Source organism: Micromonospora antibiotica, from assembly GCF_017599305.1.
GTDB classification, from domain to species: Bacteria; Actinomycetota; Actinomycetes; order Mycobacteriales; family Micromonosporaceae; genus Micromonospora; species Micromonospora antibiotica.
Window position 1 is genome coordinate 223,581 of record NZ_JAGFWR010000004.1, and the last position, 17,501, is coordinate 241,081.

Below are 17,501 nucleotides of genomic sequence, written 5' to 3' on the forward strand. Positions count from 1 at the left end.
ACAGGGCACGTGTGAGCAAATCCTTCGTGGCGCTGGTAGTCAATGTCGATAGGAGATCAAAGGTTGTGATCTGCCCGTGACGTCGGCAGTCGGCCCGCCGTTCTTGCGGGTGAGGGCGGCAGGTATGACGCGCTGCCCGCACCTTCCCGTCCCGCCCTGCGCCTGCCCCTGGGCAGGGCGGTTCCATGACCGGAGCGGGCCGGGACCCGCCCCCCCGGGCGGTTCGGGACTCAGGCCCTCGTTCAGGGAGCGTCGTGCCGGCAGCGCGGGCGGATCACGCCCGGGGTGATCGACGTTGGTGACGCCGACCGGGCAGACTTCACCGACCAGCGCCACCGAGCTCCACCGGCAGGATGCCTGCTGAGGTCAGGTTTCGTCGGCTACGCCACGTTGTCGCTCAGGTGGCCTTGGTGGCAATTGATTCGATTTTCATTTCCTGCACCCCGTCGGGCCGCGCTGCCACCACGGAGCTGCCCGCGACGCAGGTAGGTGGGCCGGGGGATCGGTGGGTAGCGTTCATGCGCAACGACGCATAATGGCCCGACGGGCAGCGAGACGACACGTCGGCGGCGGTGGGCCTTGGCGATGCCCGACATCACGGGAGGATGGGCGGACACGGTGAAGCAGGCGATGCCGAACGTGACCCGGAACACCCGTCAGCGCGCAGAGGTGCTGGCGCTGTTGCGCGAGGTGGAGGACTTCCACTCGGCGCAGCAGCTGCACCAGATGCTGCTGGCGCGCAAGGCGGGGGTCGGCCTGACCACCGTCTATCGAACGCTGCAGTTGCTGGTGGACGCCGGGGAGATCGACTCGACCCGGCTACCGGGCGGCGAACAGCTCTTCCGCCGATGCAGCCAGAGCAAACACCATCACCACCTAGTCTGTCGGGACTGCGGGCGCACGGTCGAGGTGGCCGGACCGGCCGTGGAGCGGTGGGCCGGCCAGGTTGCCGCGCAGCATGGGTTCGTCGACGTCGGTCACACCCTGGAGATCTTCGGCACGTGTCCCGAGTGCGTGCGCTGAGCGTTCGACGGTCACGGCGCGGGGCATCCGTCGAGGGGCGACCGCGAGCCGGTTCGTGAACGGCTCGCGGTCGATCGTCAGGTGCCAGGCCCGGTCAGCCCGTCGCTGGGGGGCATCGGTCGGCCCGCCCGACCAGCACCCCGATGGTCACGCGCCTCGGGGCCCCCGACGGGCGTACTTCTGTCGGAACTTCTCGACCCGGCCCGCGGTGTCGAGCAGGCGCTGCTTGCCGGTCCAGAAGGGGTGGCTGGCGGAGGAGATCTGGACGTCGATGACGGGGTAGGTGTTGCCGTCGGTCCATTCGATGGTCTGGTCGCTGGTGGCGGTGGAGCGGGTGAGGAAGGCGAAGTCGGCGCCCTTGTCGCGGTAGACGACGGGACGGTAGTCGGGATGGATTCCTGGCTTCATGCGGGTTGCGCTCCTTCGATGGCGGTGGGGGAGTCTGCCGGTTCCTCCACCACAAGGGGGAAGCATCCGGCGAACGGGTCAGGGTAGGTGCGCCAGGTCTCGTCGCCGTCGGCGAGTTCGGCGTCGGTGAGCAGGCATGCGGCGAGGGTGCGGTGCAGTTCGACCGGGTCGGTGTCGAGGCCGATGAAGACCAGGTGCTGGTGGCGGTCGCCGTAGTAGGGGTCCCAGTCCAGCGCGGCGGCGAGACGGCGTTGGTCATCGACGTGCTCCCAGCGGTCCTCGGGCAGGCTGACCAGCCAGAGTCCGAGGGATCCCATGGCCAGGCCACCGCCGGCGAACTCCCAGGCCACCACGGTGTCGGGCTGGCTGGCCAGCCAGAGGTGGCCGCGGGAGCGGATCATCTCGGCGTTGACGTCTTCGAGGACGTCGTGCAGGCGTTGCGGGTGGAACGGGCGGCGGGCGCGGAAGACGGCGGAGACCACGCCGCAGTCGGGTTCCGGCTCGTGTGTGCCCAGCGTGTAGCCCTGCAGGCCGCGGGCGAGCACGCCGGGGGTGTCCGGCCGATGTCGATGGGTGTGGCGTAGCTGGCGGGTCAGCGTGGAGGCGTCGACGAGATCACCGTCGACGTGGAGGTGGGTCGCCCAGGGTGCCATCCGCTGTAGCAGGACCGACAACCGGCTGGTGTCGTACGCGCCTTCCCGGGACTGCCCCCACAGCACCAGGGTGTCGGCGTACTCGATCTGGCGGACCACGACGTCGGCGAGCGCGCGGTCGTCGTCCGCTGCGGCCCGGATGCCGAGGGCGGCGAGGTCGTCGGTGCTGGCGAGGCCGTCGAGGAGGTGTTCGGCGTCGAGGACGGTGACGTAGGAGTCGACGCGGATTAGGTCGGTGATGGGTGCGCCGTCGACGAGGCAGTGGGCGCAGGCGGCGGCGACCGCCTCTGGTTCCACCACTTCGGGCAGCATCAGCACCAGGTCCCGGCCGGGATGGTTGCGGGCGAGTCGGACGAGGGTGGGTAGCACGTCCTCGCGCAGGGTGCAGGAGACGCAGCCGTGCCGCAGTTTGACCTGTTCGTCCTCGACGACGCCTGAGCTGGAGCGCACCATCCGGCGCACGGCACCGTCGGCGATCCCGGTGAGGTCGTGCCGCACCAGCAGCAGTGACTCGTCGACGGCGAGTAGCGCCCGCGCGATGGCGAAGGTCGCCGTTGGCCAGAACCCGGACAGCACCGTCAACGAGGGGCGGGTGTCCGCGTCCGTCGTCGTGACGTGGGGCGGGGCCTGTGGTGACGACGACATCGCACTCCTCTCAACATAAACTGAAAACGATTGTCATTATAAGCACATCACGGCTGGGGGATGCGTGGCGGCCCGGGGGCGATGTGGCGAGCATCAGCCGAGGTCGTACGTGCTGGCCCCGGGGTGGGTCTGGCCGAACGGGTGATGTAAAAATGAAAACTGTTGTCGTTATCGTCAACCTGAGTGAGGGAGCGTGCACTGTGTCCCGACGTTGTGACGTCACCGGCGCGAAGCCGAGCTTCGGCAACGCCGTGTCCCACTCCCACCGGCGCACCCGCCGCCGCTGGAACCCGAACCTGCAGAACCACCGCTACTGGCTGCCGTCGCAACGGCGATGGGTCAGCCTCACCCTGACGACGAAGGCGCTGAAGACCGTGGACCGTAAGGGCATCGAGAAGGTCGTCGCCGAGCTGCGCGCCCGGGGGGTGAAGCTCTGATGGCCCGCCAGACCGATGTGCGACCGGTCGTCCGGCTGCGCAGCACCGCCGGGACCGGCTACACGTACGTCACCCGCAAGAACCGTCGCAACGACCCCGACCGGCTGGTCCTGCGCAAGTACGACCCGGTCGTACGCCGGCACGTCGAGTTCCGCGAGGCCCGCTGATGGCGAAGAAGAGCCTGGTCGACCGACAGACGCGCCGTGAGGAACTGGTGGCCCGGCACGCCGAGGGGCGCCTGGCGCTCAAGCGGCTGATCGCCCACCCGGACACCGACCCGGAGGTCCGCGCCGAGGCGGTGCGCCGGCTGAGCCGGCTGCCCCGGGACTCCAGCCCGGTGCGGCTGCGGTCCCGCGACCAGATCGACGGGCGTCCCCGCGGGGTGCTGACCCGGTTCGGGTTGTCCCGGGTCCGGTTTCGCGAGCTGGCCCTGCGCGGCGAGCTGCCCGGGGTGCGCAAGGCGTCCTGGTGAGGTCACCACATGTACCACCGCGCCCGGTACGCGCGGTGCTGAAGGGGGAGGTATGAATGTGATTCCGAGGGCTCGCGGTCTCGCGGCCCTGGTCGCCGGGGTGGTGGTGGTCGCCGGCACGGTGCTGGCGCCGACCGCCGCGTCGGCGGCCGAGAAGGTGGTGTTGTCCAAGGGGCACACCGATGCGGTCGACGTGCACTACGAGGACGGCGCGCTGTCGTTGAAGGTGCACGATGACACGGTCAGCCCCTCGGTGACGCGGGACCCGGCAGAGGTGACGTTCCAGGTCCTGCCGGAGGCGGCGATGGCTGTCCCGGACGATCCCCGGTTCGCCTTCCTCGGGTCGGCGGGGAGCCAGGTCTGGTTGCTGCCGATGACCCAGGACGCGGATCTGCTCTGGCCGGGTTGGAACACCACGACGCTCGGCTCGGGGGTGTTCGAGGGGAACAAGGTGCGGCTGAGTCTGGTCGATGTACAGGGGCCGGGCAACGTCACGCTGTTCACGCAGGACTCCTTCGGCGGTCCGATCATCAAGTTCCGCTCCGACGACGGTCTGCCGGACGCGATCGACGTGCCGGTGCATACCCACGCGCACTCGAACTGGGCGTTTAGCGCGCTGGGCAACTACACGCTGAAGTTCCAGGCCGACGCCACGTTGACCAACGGCACGACGGTCAGCACCGGGCCGGTCGACTACTCGTTCGTCGTCGGCCCGCTGTCCGGCGTCGGGCCGCAGGTGAGCCTGTCGGTCAGTGGCATGGCCGACGAGTACCAGCCCAACGACACCGTCACGCTCAACGCGGTGCAGACCCCACAGACCGAGCTGGACCACTACCACTGGTTCAGCAGGTGCCCCGGCATGGACGACTGGAGCATCATCGCGGTTGAGGCGGCAGCGAGCTACTCGTTCACGGCCACCCGGAAGCTGAACGCCTGCGAGTACGTGGTCAAGGTGTACGGGGACGCCCACGAGGTGGTGGCGACCAGCGAACCGGCAACCCTCTGGGTGGCGTTCCCGCCGGAGGAGCCGGGCACGTCGCAGACGATCACCGCGTCGATCGACGAGACGCAGGGTTCCCTGGTGATCAGCGTCAACCCGGACGACCGGGCCGTGGTGCTGCCGCCCGCGCAGCTCAACGCCGGTGGTGACCGGTGGGAGAGCAACGGTGAGCTCCGGCCGGTCACGGTGACTGACACCCGCGCCGGCCGACCCGGATGGAGCGCGTCCGGCCAGATCCCGGCGGACTTCACCGGGCCGGACGGCGCGACGTTCAGCTCCGGCTACCTCGGCTGGAGTCCTCGGGTCATCGCACAGGGCTCCGGTCAGGGTGTCGTCGCTGGTCCGGAGGTGACGCCGTACATCGTCGGGTCCGGCGGCGGTCTCGGTAACAGCGCGGTGCTGGGAGCGGCACCGGGCGGTGCCGGACGGGGCACCGCGCAACTGGGTGCGGGCCTGCGGCTGAGCCTGCCCACCGAGACGGCTGCGGGGAAGTACTCCGCGACCCTCACCCTCACCGCGATCTGATCGGCCGGACCCGTCCGGTGGCCCGGCGCTGAACCGCGCCACCGGACGGCCGCGTGGTGGGCGGGTCGTCGGAGCGACCCGCCCACCACGCCTACCCCCTCGCCTCCAGGAACGGAACTCATGCGCCTGTCCGCCGCCATCGCCACCGGCATCGTCGTGCTCGCCGCAGCCCCGGCACCGCCCACGCCTCCCACGCGGTCGGCACCGTCTGCCGCGACCTGGGGAGTGGCGCCGTCGACTCCGAAGGGCCCGAACGGCCGGCCGGCCTTCACCTACAAGCTCGACCCCGGCGCCACCCTGACCGACTACGTCGCAGTCACCAACCACTCGGCGCGTCCGCTCACCCTGAACCTGTACGCCAGCGACGCGTTCACCACCGCGCAGGGCGGGTTCGACCTGCTGGCGGGTGGTCAGGAGCCCACCGACGTCGGCACCTGGGTCCGCCTCACCGGCGACACCGTGACCATCCCGTCCCTGTCCCGCCTGGACGTCCCGTTCACGCTCACCGTGCCGCACAACGCCACGCCCGGGGACCACGCCGGCGGGATCGTCGCCGCCCTCGCCGCCACCACTGCGGACGCCCAGGGTAACCAGGTCGCCGTCGACCACCGGGTCGGCGCGCGGATCTACCTGCGGGTGAGCGGCGAGCTGCAACCGGCGCTGACCGTCGAGGACCTTCGGGTACGGCACACCGGCTCGCTGAACCCCCTTGCCGGCGGCACGCTCACCGCCACCTTCACCATCCGCAACACCGGCAACGTCCGGCTCACCGGGCAGCCCACGCTCACCGCGGCCGGACCGTTCGACCTCGGCCGACGCTCGACCGACGGGGCGGCCCTGCCGGAGATCCTGCCCGGCGGCGAACTGACCACCACCGTACGCATGACAGGTGTGCCGCCACTGTTCCGGTTGACCGTGAGCGCCGCCGTCACGCCCGCCGCCGTGGGCGACCAGGTCCTCGACCCGCAGCCGCAGGACGACACGGCGCGCGCCACTGTCTGGATGGTGCCCTGGCCACAACTGGTCCTGCTGGTTCTGCTCGCCCTTGTCGGCTGGGCGTCGATCGCCGCCCGCCGACGGCGGGCCCGACAGCTCACCCGGGCGGTGGCCGCCGCCCGGGAGCAGGGTCGTTCCGAGGCCGGCGGGCAGACCGAACGGATGCCGGACGGCCGGGAGGATGCCATCCCCGCCGCGGTCGTCGCCAGTCGGCAGCCCGGCAGTGACCGCGAGCCGCCGGATCCCCGGGTGCCGGACGCCGACCGTCGCGGGTCGGGGCACAACAACCGGCAGCCGGACATCGACCGCCCGGTGCGGGACGAGTGATGACCAGGCGGTGCCGGACCGGGGGTCGGCCTCCCGATCGCGTGGGGGTGGCGCCAGCGCCGCCGGTCACGTCGGCACCGCGCGACACGACGTCGATGAACCACTACAGCAGTCTGGGGAGCAGGCGATGAGGATGAGAACCATGCGCGCCGGTGCCACCGCACTTGCGCTGGCCCTACTGGTGTCGGCAGCAGGGAGCGCGCCGGCGGCTGCGGCACCGGCGGTGGTCACCGTGGCCGGTGCGGACCTGGTCTCCGTCGCGCTCGACGGTGATGCGATGTCGCTGCGGATACGAGACGCCGAGCAGGTGTCCCGCGACGCGGTCGGACACGACCCGGCCGAGGTGGTGCTCGGCCCGGACGGTGGGCTCGCCGGCCGGGTGCTGGCGGGCAGGGGCTTCGCCTTTCTCGGCGCGCCGGGGCACGCCGTGTGGTCACTGTCCGTCGGCGACAGCGGGTTCCCGGCACTGGACACCACCGGGATACGCCCGGGCGTCGTCACCGACGACACGGTGGCCCTCACCGTGCGTTCGGTCGAGGGCCCGGGAACGTTCACCGCGTACACCCTGTCCGGGCTCGGCACGGCGACCCCGCTGTTCGGCAGCGGCCCGGGGCTGGCGCGGACGGCGCAACTACCGGTGGCGACGCGTACCGCCGGAGTGGTCTGGGCTTTCGACGCGGCCGGTGACTACCGGCTGACCCTGACCGGCTCGGCCACTGTCCGCACCGGTCGGAAGGTCAGCGCCGAGGCGACGTACCGGATTCGGGTCCCCGCGATCAGCCCGGCCGAGCAGGCGCCGCCACCGGCTGTGGCCCAGCCGGCGACGCGCCCCGACCGGCAGTCGGCAGCCCGCGCTCTCGCCGCAGCCACGGCTGCGCCGGAGCCCACGGCTGCGCCGGAACCCGCGGCGGCCCCACCGGCAGCGGCCGCGAAGGCGGCGGCCACTACCGCCGCGGGTGCCCGCCAGGTCATCGCCGACGGGCACGTCGACATGGGTCCCCAACTGTCCGGAGACAACTGGACGATCCGGATCAAGGACGACCGGACCAGCCCTCCGGTCTGGCGGGAAACCTCCGACGTGGTCCTGAAGGTGAAGGACAACGCGAAGATCACGGTGCCGGCTGGCGCCGACTTCCTCGGCGAGCAGGGCGACACCGTGTGGCTGCTGCCGCAGTCGCAGCAGGCGGGCATCGTCTGGCCCGGCTGGAACACCCAGCACGAGTCCGTCGTGTCGGGGGTCAAGGGCAACGTCACCTGGACGCTGAAGGGCGTCGACGGGCCGGGCCGGTTCGCCCTCTTCCTGACCGGCTCGTTCGGCAAGGCCGACGTGCTGTTCGACTCGACCAAGGCGTTCCCCCAGCAACTGAGCGTTCCCCTGAACACCCACGCGCACGGCAACTGGGCGTTCAGCAGGCCCGGCCTGTACCGCCTCGCCGTGCAGATGAACGGCACCACCAGCGCCGGCAGGGCGGTCACCGACACGAAGACGCTCACCCTCGCCGTCGGCGACAGCACCGATCCGAACAGCGGTTTCGGTTCCGGCAGCGGAGCTGACGGCGACAAGGACGGCGGTGCGGCTCAGGTTGGTGACGGGCCTCTGCCGCGTACCGGCGCCGGCTGGGTGCTGACGGCCGGCGCGGTCGGCATCGTTCTCGTGGCGACCGGGGTGCTGCTGGTGGTGTGGGGCCGTCGCCGCAGTGGCGGGCGCCCGGCGGCAGACGCGTGAACCCGCTGATCGTGGCACGGCTTCGGCAGGTGATCGTGCCGCTGCTGGTCGTGGGGCTGATCGCCGGCTGTCGGTCGGGGGTGGCGTTGACCGCCACCGACGACCGGGTCCAGGTCATCACGACCACCGGCATCCTGCGGGATCTGGTGAGCAACGTCGGCGGTGACCGGGTGGCCGTCACCTCCCTGGTGCCCGACAACGCCGACCCGCACAGCTACGAGCCGTCGCTGCGGGATGTCCGGGATGTGGTCTACGCCGACGTGGCGTTCAGCAACTACCTGCTTCTGGAGGAGCAGGCCGTCATCAAGGCGCTGGATGCGAACCTGCGCGACGGCGTGCCGAACGTCTCGTTGGCCGAGGGTGCGGTGAGGTACGCCGCGGAGATCATTCCCCTGGTCGAGGACGTGTCGCTGGACACCATCTGGCTGGGCATGCGGGTACGCGGCACCGGCGCGGCGGAGGGCGCGAACCGTTCCTCCGACGTGCTGCTCAGCGCGACCGCCGCAGCGGGGCCGGGCCGGGTGCTCGCGTACCTGACCGAGTCGTTCGGCAACCCGTCGTTCTCCGTCGACTCGGGCGACGGGTTCGACGCCGCCAACGGGTACCGCGACGACACCGCCACGCTGCCTCCCGACGCGCACACACACATGAGCTGGGCGTTCACCAAACCCGGGGTCTACCGGCTGACCATGCGGGCGAACCTGGCGTTGACCCCCGAGGCGGCGCCCGTCCCACTGGGGGAGCAGGTGTTCACCTTCGCCGTCGGGGTGGACCCGCACTCGGTGCCGGGGATGGCGGGCGCGGCGGTGCTGAACTCCGGCCACGCCGACGTCACCGTCGACCTCGACGAGCGGCGGCTCTACCTGTTCGCCGACCCGGAGGGCAGCGGCGAGGCCAACCAGCGGGTGTACGACCCGGCCAGCACCGTGATCGAGGTGCCGAACAAGGCGTTGCTGGAGGTGCCCGGTGACCGCCGTTTCCGGTTCCTCGGCCGGCCCGGTACCCAGGTCTACCAACTTCCGCAGGCGGTCCTCGGCAAGCACGTGCACGGCGAGATCGACCCGCACCTGTGGCAGAACGTGCGCAACGCCATCTCCTACGTGGAGCTGATCCGAGACACCCTCGTCGGTGTCGACCCGCAGGGCGCGGCGGACTACCGCACGAACGCCTCGACCTACGTGCGGGAACTGGAGACGCTCGACACCCAGGTACGGGACACCATCGCCAGCATCCCGCCGTCGCGCCGGCACCTGGTCAGCACCCACGACGCCTTCGGCTACCTCGGACAGGCGTACGGGGTGCAGATATCCGGTTTCGTCACCCCGAACCCCGCCACCGAGCCGAGTCTCGCCGATCGCCGCCGGCTCACCGAGACGATCCGCAACCTGAGGATTCCCGCCGTCTTCCTGGAACCCAATCTGGCAGCCCGGTCCACCACCTTGACCGAGGTCGCCCGCGAGGAGGGGCTGCGGATCTGCGCGATCTACGGCGACACGTTCGACCGGGACGTCACCACCTACGCGGAGATGATGCGGTTCAACGCCGAATCGCTGCACGACTGTCTGACCACGGACAAGTGATGGAGGAGCCAGTGACGGCAGGACGGGCGCGCCGCCGCCCCCGTACGATCGGTGCCATCCTGCGATGTGTCGCGGCCACGGTGATCGTGCTGACCACGACGCAGACCCAGGTCCGGGCCGAGGAGCCCACGCCGGGCCTGCGCCAGACGATCGCCGCCGACCAGCCCCTGGCCACCGGCCGGGCGGAACTCGCCGCCGGACACGTCGACCTCGGCCCCCGCTACGTCGACAAGCAGTGGACACTGCTGATCCACGACGGCTCGCAGGCGCGCCCGGTGTGGCGCGACCCCGACGAGGTCCTGCTCCGGGTTTCCGATGCCGCCCTGCAGACCGTTCCCGACGACCCGGCGTACGCCTTCCTGAATGTCGACGCCGGCAAGCGGGTCTACGTGGTGCCGCAGACCCAGAACCAGAGCGTCGTCTGGCTCGGCTGGAACACCCAGGACCCCCGGGTGATGCAGACCATCGACCGGGGCGTCACCCTGACCCTGCTCGGCGTACGCGGCCCGGGAAGCCTCACGACGTACCTGCAGTCGGGCAACTTCGCCGCGCCCCAGCCACTCTGGCGCTCCGCCGATGCCACCGCACAGCCGTTCTGGGCCGAGGTCAACACCCACACCCACGCCAACTGGGTGTTCACCGCACCCGGTGTCTACCTGGTCGCGGTGCAGGCGTCGGCCGCCCTGATCAACGGCGAGACGGTTTCGGCGACCCGTACGCTGCGCTTCGCCGTGGGTGACACCACCCGCGCCGACGAGGCGTTCGCCGCCACTGCGGACCTCCCCACGGCGGCAGGGCAGGCACCCGCCGGCGAGCAGCGGGCCACGGATGACGGGCCGACCGGCCCGTCCACGACGCTGCTGCTCATCACGCTGGGAGGCGCAGCCGTCCTGCTCGCTGTCGGACTGGTCCTCCTGCTGCTGCGGGGACGCGGCGTGAAGCGCCGGGCCGAACAGGAACGCGCCGCCGCACCGTCGGGGGGCCAGCGGTGAGAGCACTGGACGTCGAAGGGTTGGACGTGGACCTCGGCGGCCGGCCGGTCCTGCGGGACATCCGGCTGCACCTCGACCGGGGCGAACTGGTCGGGCTCCTCGGACCCAACGGTGCCGGCAAGACCACCCTGCTCCGCGCCATCCTGGCACTGACCCGCACCCGTGGTGGCACCGTGACCGTGGAGGGCAAGCCGGTGCGTCCCGGCCGCTCCGAGATCGGTTACGTGCCCCAGCGCCACGAGTTCACCTGGGACTTCCCCATCTCGGTCGACCAGGCCGTGATGAGCGGCCGCACCGGCCGTATCGGCCTGCTGCGCCGACCCGGCGTCGCCGACTGGCGGGCGGTCGGCGACGCACTGGACCGCGTGCAGCTGACCGGATTGCGGCACCGGCCCGTCGGTGAGCTGTCCGGCGGACAACGGCAACGTGTCCTGGTCGCGCGGGCGCTCGCGCTCGCGCCGCGCACACTCCTGCTGGACGAGCCGTTCACCGGACTCGACATGCCGACGCAGGAACTGCTGGGCGACCTGTTCACCAGTCTCGCGGCGGAGGACCGCGCGGTGCTGATGACCACGCACGATCTCGTCGCGGCAGTGGACTCCTGCACCCGCCTGGTCCTGCTCAACGGCCGGATCATCGCCGACGGTCGGCCGGTGGACCTGCAGGACGCCGAGCCGTGGACGAAGACCTTCGGGGTGAGTCACACCTCCCCGCTCCTGAAGCTCGTGAGGGCGACCTGATGTCGATCACCGATTTCCTCACCGACCTGCTCAACCCCGACCTTGCGTTCCTGCCCAAGGCGCTGGCGATTGCGGTGATGTCCAGCATCGTCTGCGGTGTCGTCGGCTGCTACGTCGTCCTGCGCGGCATGGCGTTCATCGGCGACGCCGTGGCGCACGCGGTCTTCCCGGGCGTTGCGGTCGCCTTCGTCCTGCAGGGCAGCCTGGTGCTCGGTGGGGCTGTCGCCGGTGTCGCCACCGCCCTGCTGATCGCGGTCTTCTCGCAGAACCGGCGGGTCAAGGAGGACTCGATCATCGGCGTCTTCCTGGTCGGGGCGTTCGCCCTCGGTATCGTGATCATCTCGCAGGCCCCGGGTTACGCCGGGTCGCTGCAGCAGTTCCTCTTCGGTTCGATCACCGGTATCCCGGACCGGGACCTGTACGTCGTCGGGGGGGCCGGCCTGGTCATCCTCGGTCTGGTTCTCGCCCTGCACAAGGAATTCGTCGCGGTCTGCCTGGACCGGGAGATGTCGCGGGCCATGGGTCTGTCGGTCTTCTGGCTCGACATCGTGCTCTACGTCCTGGTGACACTGGCCGTGGTGATCTCCCTGCAGACCATCGGCAACATCCTCGTCCTGGCGCTGCTGATCACCCCCGCCGCGGCGGCCCGCCTGCTCACCGACCGGCTCGGCCTCATGATGCTGCTCGCCCCGCTGATCGGTGGTGCGTCGGCGGTCGTCGGGCTGTACCTGTCCTGGAGCTACGACACGCCGGTCGGCGGCACCATCGTCCTGGTCGCCACCGTGGTCTTCCTCGCCGCGTGGCTGTTCGCCCCGCGGCACGGCCTGCTGACCCGGCGGTGGGGACGCCCGGGCGTGCCGGGAGCCGGCGATGACGCGAATTCGAGCCCCTGTCCGGCCCTATCGCCAACAACCTAAAACGACTACCATTTCCATTAAGCGTTGGTCCACTCGGGACCTTCGCGGGAGAGGAGTCTCTTCGTGCGTAGCACCATGCGTCATCTGCTGGTGTCGGGTGTCCTGGGTGTGGCGTTGGTCGCCACGGCCCTGCCCGCCCAGGCCGCCACCACGTCCGCCGTGGTGTTCAACTCCGGCCATCTCGACCTCGTGGACGTGGCCTACGAGGACGGCGCGCTGGGGGTCGGCGTCCACGACGAGGACAACGACGTCGAGTACGGCGCCGACGAGGTCAAGCTGATCGTCAAGCGCCAGACCAGGGTCACTGTCCCCGCCGACCCTGCATTCGCCTTCCTCGGCACCCCGGGAGTGTCCAAGGTGTGGATCCTGCCGCAGATCCAGGACTCCAACCTGATCTGGCCGGGCATCGCCGCCGAGGAGATCGGGGCCGGAGTCTTCGCCGGCGACGCACTGACGCTGTCCGTGCAGTCGGTTTCCGGCCCCGGTCAGCTCGCGATCTACACCGAGAACGCCGTCGGTCAGCCGACCATCCTGGCGGACAGCGGTGACGGCCTTCCGGACGCCGTCACGGTGACCGCCGGTGACCACACGCACGCCAACTGGGCGTTCGACCGGGCCGGCAGCTACAAGGTGACTGTTCGTGCCACCGGCACCCTGGTCGCCACCGGCCAGCGGGTCAGCTCCGAGCCCACCACGCTCCGCTTCACGGTCAAGTCGTGACAACCATGGGTTTCCGAAACCGTTTCCTCTCCGGTCTGCTCCTGACCACCGCACTGCTCGCCGGGACCGCCACGCCTGTCGCCGCGGCACCGGTCGTGCTCTCCAGCGGCCACGTCGACGTGATCGACGTCGACTACGCCGCTGGTGCGCTCACCATCAACGTCCTGGACGGCACCGGCGCAGCCGACGTCGAACGCGACCCCGCCGACGTGCTGTTCCGAGTGCCGAACACCGCCAAGATCGCCGTGCCCGGCACAGCGGCCTGGTCCTTCCTCGGCACCGGCGGTCAGGCGTGGGTCCTGCCGCAGTCCAGCACCGGCGGACTGCTCTGGGCCGGGTGGAACACCACCGAGGTGCCCAGCGGTATCTTCCAGAACAACCGGGTCACCTTCAAGCTCACCGGTGTCTCCGGTCCCGCGGGTTTCAGTGTCTACACGGTCTCCGGCGGCACCCCCACCGTGCTCTTCGACAGCGGGAACGGCCTCCCGGACAGCCTCAACGTCAACCGCAACACCCACGCCCACGCCAACTGGGGCTTCGACGCCGCAGGCACCTACACCGTCACCTTCGAAGTCACCGGTAAGCTGGCCGCCAGTGGTGCCACCATCAGCTCCGGTGCCCGGACCTTCACCTTCGAGGTCCTTGCCTGACCCGATGCGTCGAACGTGAGCGCCGCCCCCGCTGTCGGTGCCCGCCCCTGGTGGGGGCCATGGTGGGCCCGACGGGGGCGCAGATTCCTCCGCCAAACCGAAGTGATTACCATTTCATGGGTCTGCTGAGGTGTGCCACCTCCGGTGGACGGACCAGTGGCGGCGTGGCGGCCTCGGTGACGAGGCCGCCACGCCGCCACAGCAAGTGACACGGACCTGAGGGACGTAGCCATGAGCGGCATATCGCCCGGCGCCAGCCGTAACACCCGGCAGCGGGCCGAGGTGCGGGCCCTGCTGGAGGAGTCCGACCAGTTCCGCAGCGCGCAGCGACTGTATGCGGACCTGCGCGCCCGTGACGTGGCGGTCGGCCTGACCACCGTCTACCGCACCCTGCAGGCGCTGGTCGACAGCGGCGAGATCGACAGTATGCGGCTGCCCAACGGTGAGCAGTTGTTCCGCCGGTGCAGCACCCACACCCAACACCACCACCTGGTGTGTCGTCTCTGCGCCCGGACTGTCGAGGTAGCCGGCCCGAGCGTCGACGAGTGGGCGCACCAGACGGCCGCCCACCACGGCTTCACCGACGTCAACCACACCATGGAAATCTTCGGCACCTGCGCAACCTGCGCCAAAGGCTGAACTGCGACTCAGGTATCGCCCCGTCGGGGAGCGAGCATTCTCGCCCGGGTGGAGACGGCGACTTCGCGTCGTGGACTCCGGGTCAGTTGATGATCGACCCTGTATTGAGGACTACTGCCATATATGCGCACTCGTATATGTGGCGGTCGGGATGCATCCGCTGGGCTGCCACCTCTTGGCGGGCGTCGGAACATCGGTTACGTTGAAGCAGGCCGTCGTCACGAAGGGATTCTCGGCGAGAGGGGTGGCGGCGTCCGTGGCGCCACGACTCACCTGAGGAGTCGCATTGCCCCTCTACCTGTCTCCGCGAATCGGTCCGACACTGCAGTCGGCACTCGATGAAACCGCCCTGATGGCGCAATTATCCGATGCGCTGGGATCTCCGCTCGGAGTGATTCTGCCACAACAGGTGGCGGACAATGTCGCCGCATTCCGTTCGATCTTTTCTGCCCACCGTCTCGCCGGCCAGATCTATTATGCGCACAAGGCCAACCGATCCAGCGCCCTGGTGCGGGAACTCGCCGCCACCGACGCGGGTATCGACGTGGCGTCGCTCGCCGAGCTGCAGCACGCGCTCGGTGCCGGTTTCGGACCACAGCGGATCATGGCGACCGGGCCGAAGAACGAGGAGTTCCTCTGGCTGTGCGCCGTTACCGGGGTCACCGTCAGCGCCGACTCGGTCGGCGAGTTGGCGGCGCTCGCCACACTGGTCACGAACTGGTCGTTGCCACGCGTACGGGTGATGGCACGCCTGTCGGGCTTCAGCTCGACGGGCGTGCGGTTCACCAGCCGCCGCAGCCGGTTCGGGATGTCGGCCGCGGCGGTGAGCGAGGTTCTCGACCTGATCGAGAAACACGCCGGCGCCCTGGACCTGGTCGGAATGGCGTTCCACCTCGACACGATCGGGTTGCCGGAGAAGGCTGTGGCGCTGGAGGGTTGCCTCGGTGCGTTGGACGAGTGCCGCCGGCGCGGCCTGCGGCCCTGGTCGGTGGACATCGGCGGCGGGTTCGGCGTGGACTACCTCGCCGACGGCACGCAGTGGGAGCGTTACACCACTGCGTTGACCGAGGCGGTGCTCGGCAGGCGGGCCCCGCTGACCTGGGCCGGGCACGGTTACGGGTTGCGCGCCGAGGGCGGCCATGTTCGGGGTGCTCTGAATCTGTACCCGGCTCACCGGCCCGTCTCCGGACCCGCGTACCTCGATCGGCTGCTACGAACAACCGCGCCCGAGCAGCGCCGCCCACTCGGGACACTGCTGTTGGACAACATGTACGACCTGCACGTCGAGCCGGGCCGGGCCCTGCTCGACCAGTGCGGCCTGGTTCTGACCCGCGTCCTTGAGGTACGTGACGAGGCCAACGGCGACACGATCGTGCGCCTGGACTGCAACGCACGAGATGTCAGTCTTGAGGAACACGGCGTCCTGATGGACCCGGTCGTCGTGCACCGGACGACCACGGCCGCTGCGGGACCCGTGGGGGTGTACCTGTTCGGCAACCTCTGTCTCGAAGCTGATCTCATCACCCGGCGCAAGGTCTTCCTGCCGTCGCGACCCCGCACCGGTGACCTGCTGGCCTTCGTCAACACCGCCGGCTATCTCATGGACTTCAGCGCCACGCAGGCGCTGCGCCAGCCGATCGGCCGCAAGGTCGCGCTCTATCGCGACGGCGGCGCGTGGCGATGGTGCCTCGACGAGCAGTACTGGCCCGTTCACCGTCGCGTGGAGGCAGCATGAGGTTCGAGAACATGACGGACGCCATCGGCAACACGCCCCTGGTGCGCATCGACGCCGCCGTGCACGGTCTACGCAACATCGACCTGTACGCCAAGATGGAGCTGCTCAACCCCTTCGGCTCCCTGAAGGACCGCGCCGCGTGGAACATGGCCCGGCCGCTGCTGGCCCAGGCCGTCGAACGCGGCGACACCGTCGTGGAGCTGTCCAGCGGCAACACGGCCAAGGCCCTCGCCGTCATCGCGGGCATGCACGGGCTCACCTTCAAGAGCGTCACCAACCGCATGAAGGTCACCGAGATCAAGGACCTGCTCCTGCTGCTCGGCGCGGAGATCGACGAGTTGCCCGGCCAGGCCGAATGCCTCGACCCCAGCGACACCGACGACCCGCTGACCAGGATGTACCACCGGCTCGCCGAATCGGACGGCGGCTACCTGCACACCGACCAGTACTTCAACGAGCTCAACGTCGACGCACACCTCAACGGCACCGGCCCCGAGATCGTGAAGGATCTCGACGGCCGGGCCCCGGACTACTTCATCGCCTGCGTCGGAACGGCCGGGTCGTCCACGGGGGTGGCGGCCGCGCTGCGCCAGCACAACCCCGAGGTACGGGTCGTCGGACTGGTGGCGCACAAGTCCGACTTCATCCCGGGGATCCGCACCATCGACGAGGTGCACGAGGTCGGCCTCTTCGACCCCGATGTCTACGACGAGGTGGAGACGATCACCGCCGACGACGCCATCGACGGTCTGCTGACACTCGTTCGCCGGTGCGGCACGCTCGCCGGGCCGACCGGTGGTGGCGCCTACCAGGGTGCCGTACGCCACCTGCGCGCCATCGACGCACAGCTCACCGAACGCCGCACGGCGGTCTTCATCGTCTGCGACCGTGTTGAGAGCTACATGAGTTACCTGCGGGAGCGGCGCCCCGAGCTGTTCGGCCGGCCACCGCGACGGAACTCTCTGCGCACGGTGACCGACGCGGAGGTGAGGCAGGCGGCGGTGGTGGACGTCGCGGAGGCCGAGCGGTGGATCGCCGAGCGCCGCGGCCTGGTGGTCGACCTGCGCAGTCCGTTCGCGTATCAGGCGCTGCACATCGACGGTTCGGTCAACATCGTCGACGAGATCTTCGCCGAGTTGCTGCATGGTGGGCTGCCGTTCGGTCGTCGCCAGCCGGTGCTACTGGTCTGCCCGGTGGGGGAGAAGTCAGCCCGTTACGCCGCTCTGCTGACCCGGATGGGCCACCCTGACGTGCGGTCGCTCGACGGTGGGATCATCGCGTGGCGCGACGCCGGCGCCGAGCTCGTACGCGACTGA

The 17,501-nt window shown here is 70.0% G+C and carries 18 protein-coding genes; 16 read left to right on the top strand and 2 right to left on the bottom strand.

Annotated features, from left to right (window positions below; genetic code table 11):
- The first annotated feature begins 585 nt into the window (after nt 1–585).
- Nucleotides 586–1,023 carry a Fur family transcriptional regulator gene (locus JQN83_RS11035; RefSeq protein ID WP_208567003.1) on the top strand — a complete coding sequence of 146 codons (438 nt, stop codon included), beginning with the start codon at nt 586–588 and terminating at the stop codon, nt 1,021–1,023.
- Nucleotides 1,024–1,170: 147 nt separating this feature from the next.
- On the opposite strand, the gene JQN83_RS11040 is transcribed toward JQN83_RS11035, so the two are convergent.
- Complete coding sequence (locus tag JQN83_RS11040) at nt 1,171–1,431, bottom strand: type B 50S ribosomal protein L31 (protein WP_208567004.1); 261 nt, start codon at nt 1,429–1,431, stop codon at nt 1,171–1,173.
- Nucleotides 1,428–2,729, bottom strand: coding sequence for a CobW family GTP-binding protein (locus JQN83_RS11045; RefSeq protein WP_208567005.1), 1,302 nt, complete (start codon nt 2,727–2,729; stop codon nt 1,428–1,430). The genes JQN83_RS11040 and JQN83_RS11045 overlap by 4 nt, the downstream gene beginning before the upstream one ends.
- 200 nt (nt 2,730–2,929) lie before the next feature.
- On the opposite strand from JQN83_RS11045, the gene rpmB reads away from it, so the two are divergent.
- The 15 genes from rpmB (at nt 2,930) to JQN83_RS11120 (ending at nt 17,501) form a co-directional block, all read left to right on the top strand.
- Nucleotides 2,930–3,166: a 50S ribosomal protein L28 gene (rpmB, locus tag JQN83_RS11050; RefSeq protein ID WP_203118037.1), complete on the top strand. Its 237-nt coding sequence runs from the start codon at nt 2,930–2,932 to the stop codon at nt 3,164–3,166.
- Nucleotides 3,166–3,333 carry a 50S ribosomal protein L33 gene (gene rpmG, locus JQN83_RS11055; protein ID WP_208567006.1) on the top strand — a complete coding sequence of 56 codons (168 nt, stop codon included), beginning with the start codon at nt 3,166–3,168 and terminating at the stop codon, nt 3,331–3,333. Before rpmB ends, rpmG begins: the two co-directional genes overlap by 1 nt.
- Nucleotides 3,333–3,638: a 30S ribosomal protein S14 gene (gene rpsN, locus JQN83_RS11060; protein WP_208567007.1), complete on the top strand. Its 306-nt coding sequence runs from the start codon at nt 3,333–3,335 to the stop codon at nt 3,636–3,638. Before rpmG ends, rpsN begins: the two co-directional genes overlap by 1 nt.
- 52 nt (nt 3,639–3,690) lie before the next feature.
- Nucleotides 3,691–5,163, top strand: a complete 1,473-nt coding sequence (locus JQN83_RS11065) for a choice-of-anchor M domain-containing protein (RefSeq protein WP_208567008.1) — start codon at nt 3,691–3,693, stop codon at nt 5,161–5,163.
- A 120-nt stretch (nt 5,164–5,283) separates the two neighbouring features.
- Nucleotides 5,284–6,486: a WxL protein peptidoglycan domain-containing protein gene (locus JQN83_RS11070; RefSeq protein ID WP_208567009.1), complete on the top strand. Its 1,203-nt coding sequence runs from the start codon at nt 5,284–5,286 to the stop codon at nt 6,484–6,486.
- Between the two features lie 127 nt (nt 6,487–6,613).
- The gene (locus tag JQN83_RS11075; RefSeq protein WP_244252198.1) at nt 6,614–8,212 is read left to right on the top strand and encodes a TIGR03773 family transporter-associated surface protein; all 1,599 of its coding nucleotides are present in this window, start codon (nt 6,614–6,616) and stop codon (nt 8,210–8,212) included.
- An 11-nt stretch (nt 8,213–8,223) separates the two neighbouring features.
- Nucleotides 8,224–9,792 (top strand): anchored repeat ABC transporter, substrate-binding protein, encoded by a 1,569-nt coding sequence (locus tag JQN83_RS11080; RefSeq protein WP_372444003.1) that lies wholly within the window; start codon nt 8,224–8,226, stop codon nt 9,790–9,792.
- A gap of 11 nt (nt 9,793–9,803) precedes the next feature.
- Nucleotides 9,804–10,784 (top strand): choice-of-anchor M domain-containing protein, encoded by a 981-nt coding sequence (locus JQN83_RS11085; RefSeq protein WP_372444004.1) that lies wholly within the window; start codon nt 9,804–9,806, stop codon nt 10,782–10,784.
- Nucleotides 10,785–10,810: 26 nt separating this feature from the next.
- Nucleotides 10,811–11,524 (top strand): anchored repeat-type ABC transporter ATP-binding subunit, encoded by a 714-nt coding sequence (locus JQN83_RS11090; RefSeq protein ID WP_372444008.1) that lies wholly within the window; start codon nt 10,811–10,813, stop codon nt 11,522–11,524.
- On the top strand, nt 11,524–12,441 hold the full coding sequence (locus JQN83_RS11095) for an anchored repeat-type ABC transporter permease subunit (RefSeq protein WP_208567013.1): 918 nt from the start codon (nt 11,524–11,526) through the stop codon (nt 12,439–12,441). Before JQN83_RS11090 ends, JQN83_RS11095 begins: the two co-directional genes overlap by 1 nt.
- Before the next feature lie 75 nt (nt 12,442–12,516).
- A complete protein-coding gene (locus JQN83_RS11100; RefSeq protein WP_244252260.1) occupies nt 12,517–13,161 on the top strand; it encodes a choice-of-anchor M domain-containing protein in 645 nt (214 codons plus the stop codon).
- Nucleotides 13,158–13,811, top strand: coding sequence for a choice-of-anchor M domain-containing protein (locus JQN83_RS11105; RefSeq protein ID WP_208567015.1), 654 nt, complete (start codon nt 13,158–13,160; stop codon nt 13,809–13,811). Before JQN83_RS11100 ends, JQN83_RS11105 begins: the two co-directional genes overlap by 4 nt.
- 231 nt (nt 13,812–14,042) lie before the next feature.
- Entirely contained in the window at nt 14,043–14,450 is a 408-nt protein-coding gene (locus tag JQN83_RS11110; protein ID WP_208567016.1) for a Fur family transcriptional regulator, read from the top strand.
- Between the two features lie 286 nt (nt 14,451–14,736).
- The gene (locus JQN83_RS11115) at nt 14,737–16,185 is read left to right on the top strand and encodes a Y4yA family PLP-dependent enzyme (protein WP_244252200.1); all 1,449 of its coding nucleotides are present in this window, start codon (nt 14,737–14,739) and stop codon (nt 16,183–16,185) included.
- Nucleotides 16,182–17,501 carry a pyridoxal-phosphate dependent enzyme gene (locus JQN83_RS11120; protein ID WP_208567017.1) on the top strand — a complete coding sequence of 440 codons (1,320 nt, stop codon included), beginning with the start codon at nt 16,182–16,184 and terminating at the stop codon, nt 17,499–17,501. The genes JQN83_RS11115 and JQN83_RS11120 overlap by 4 nt, the downstream gene beginning before the upstream one ends.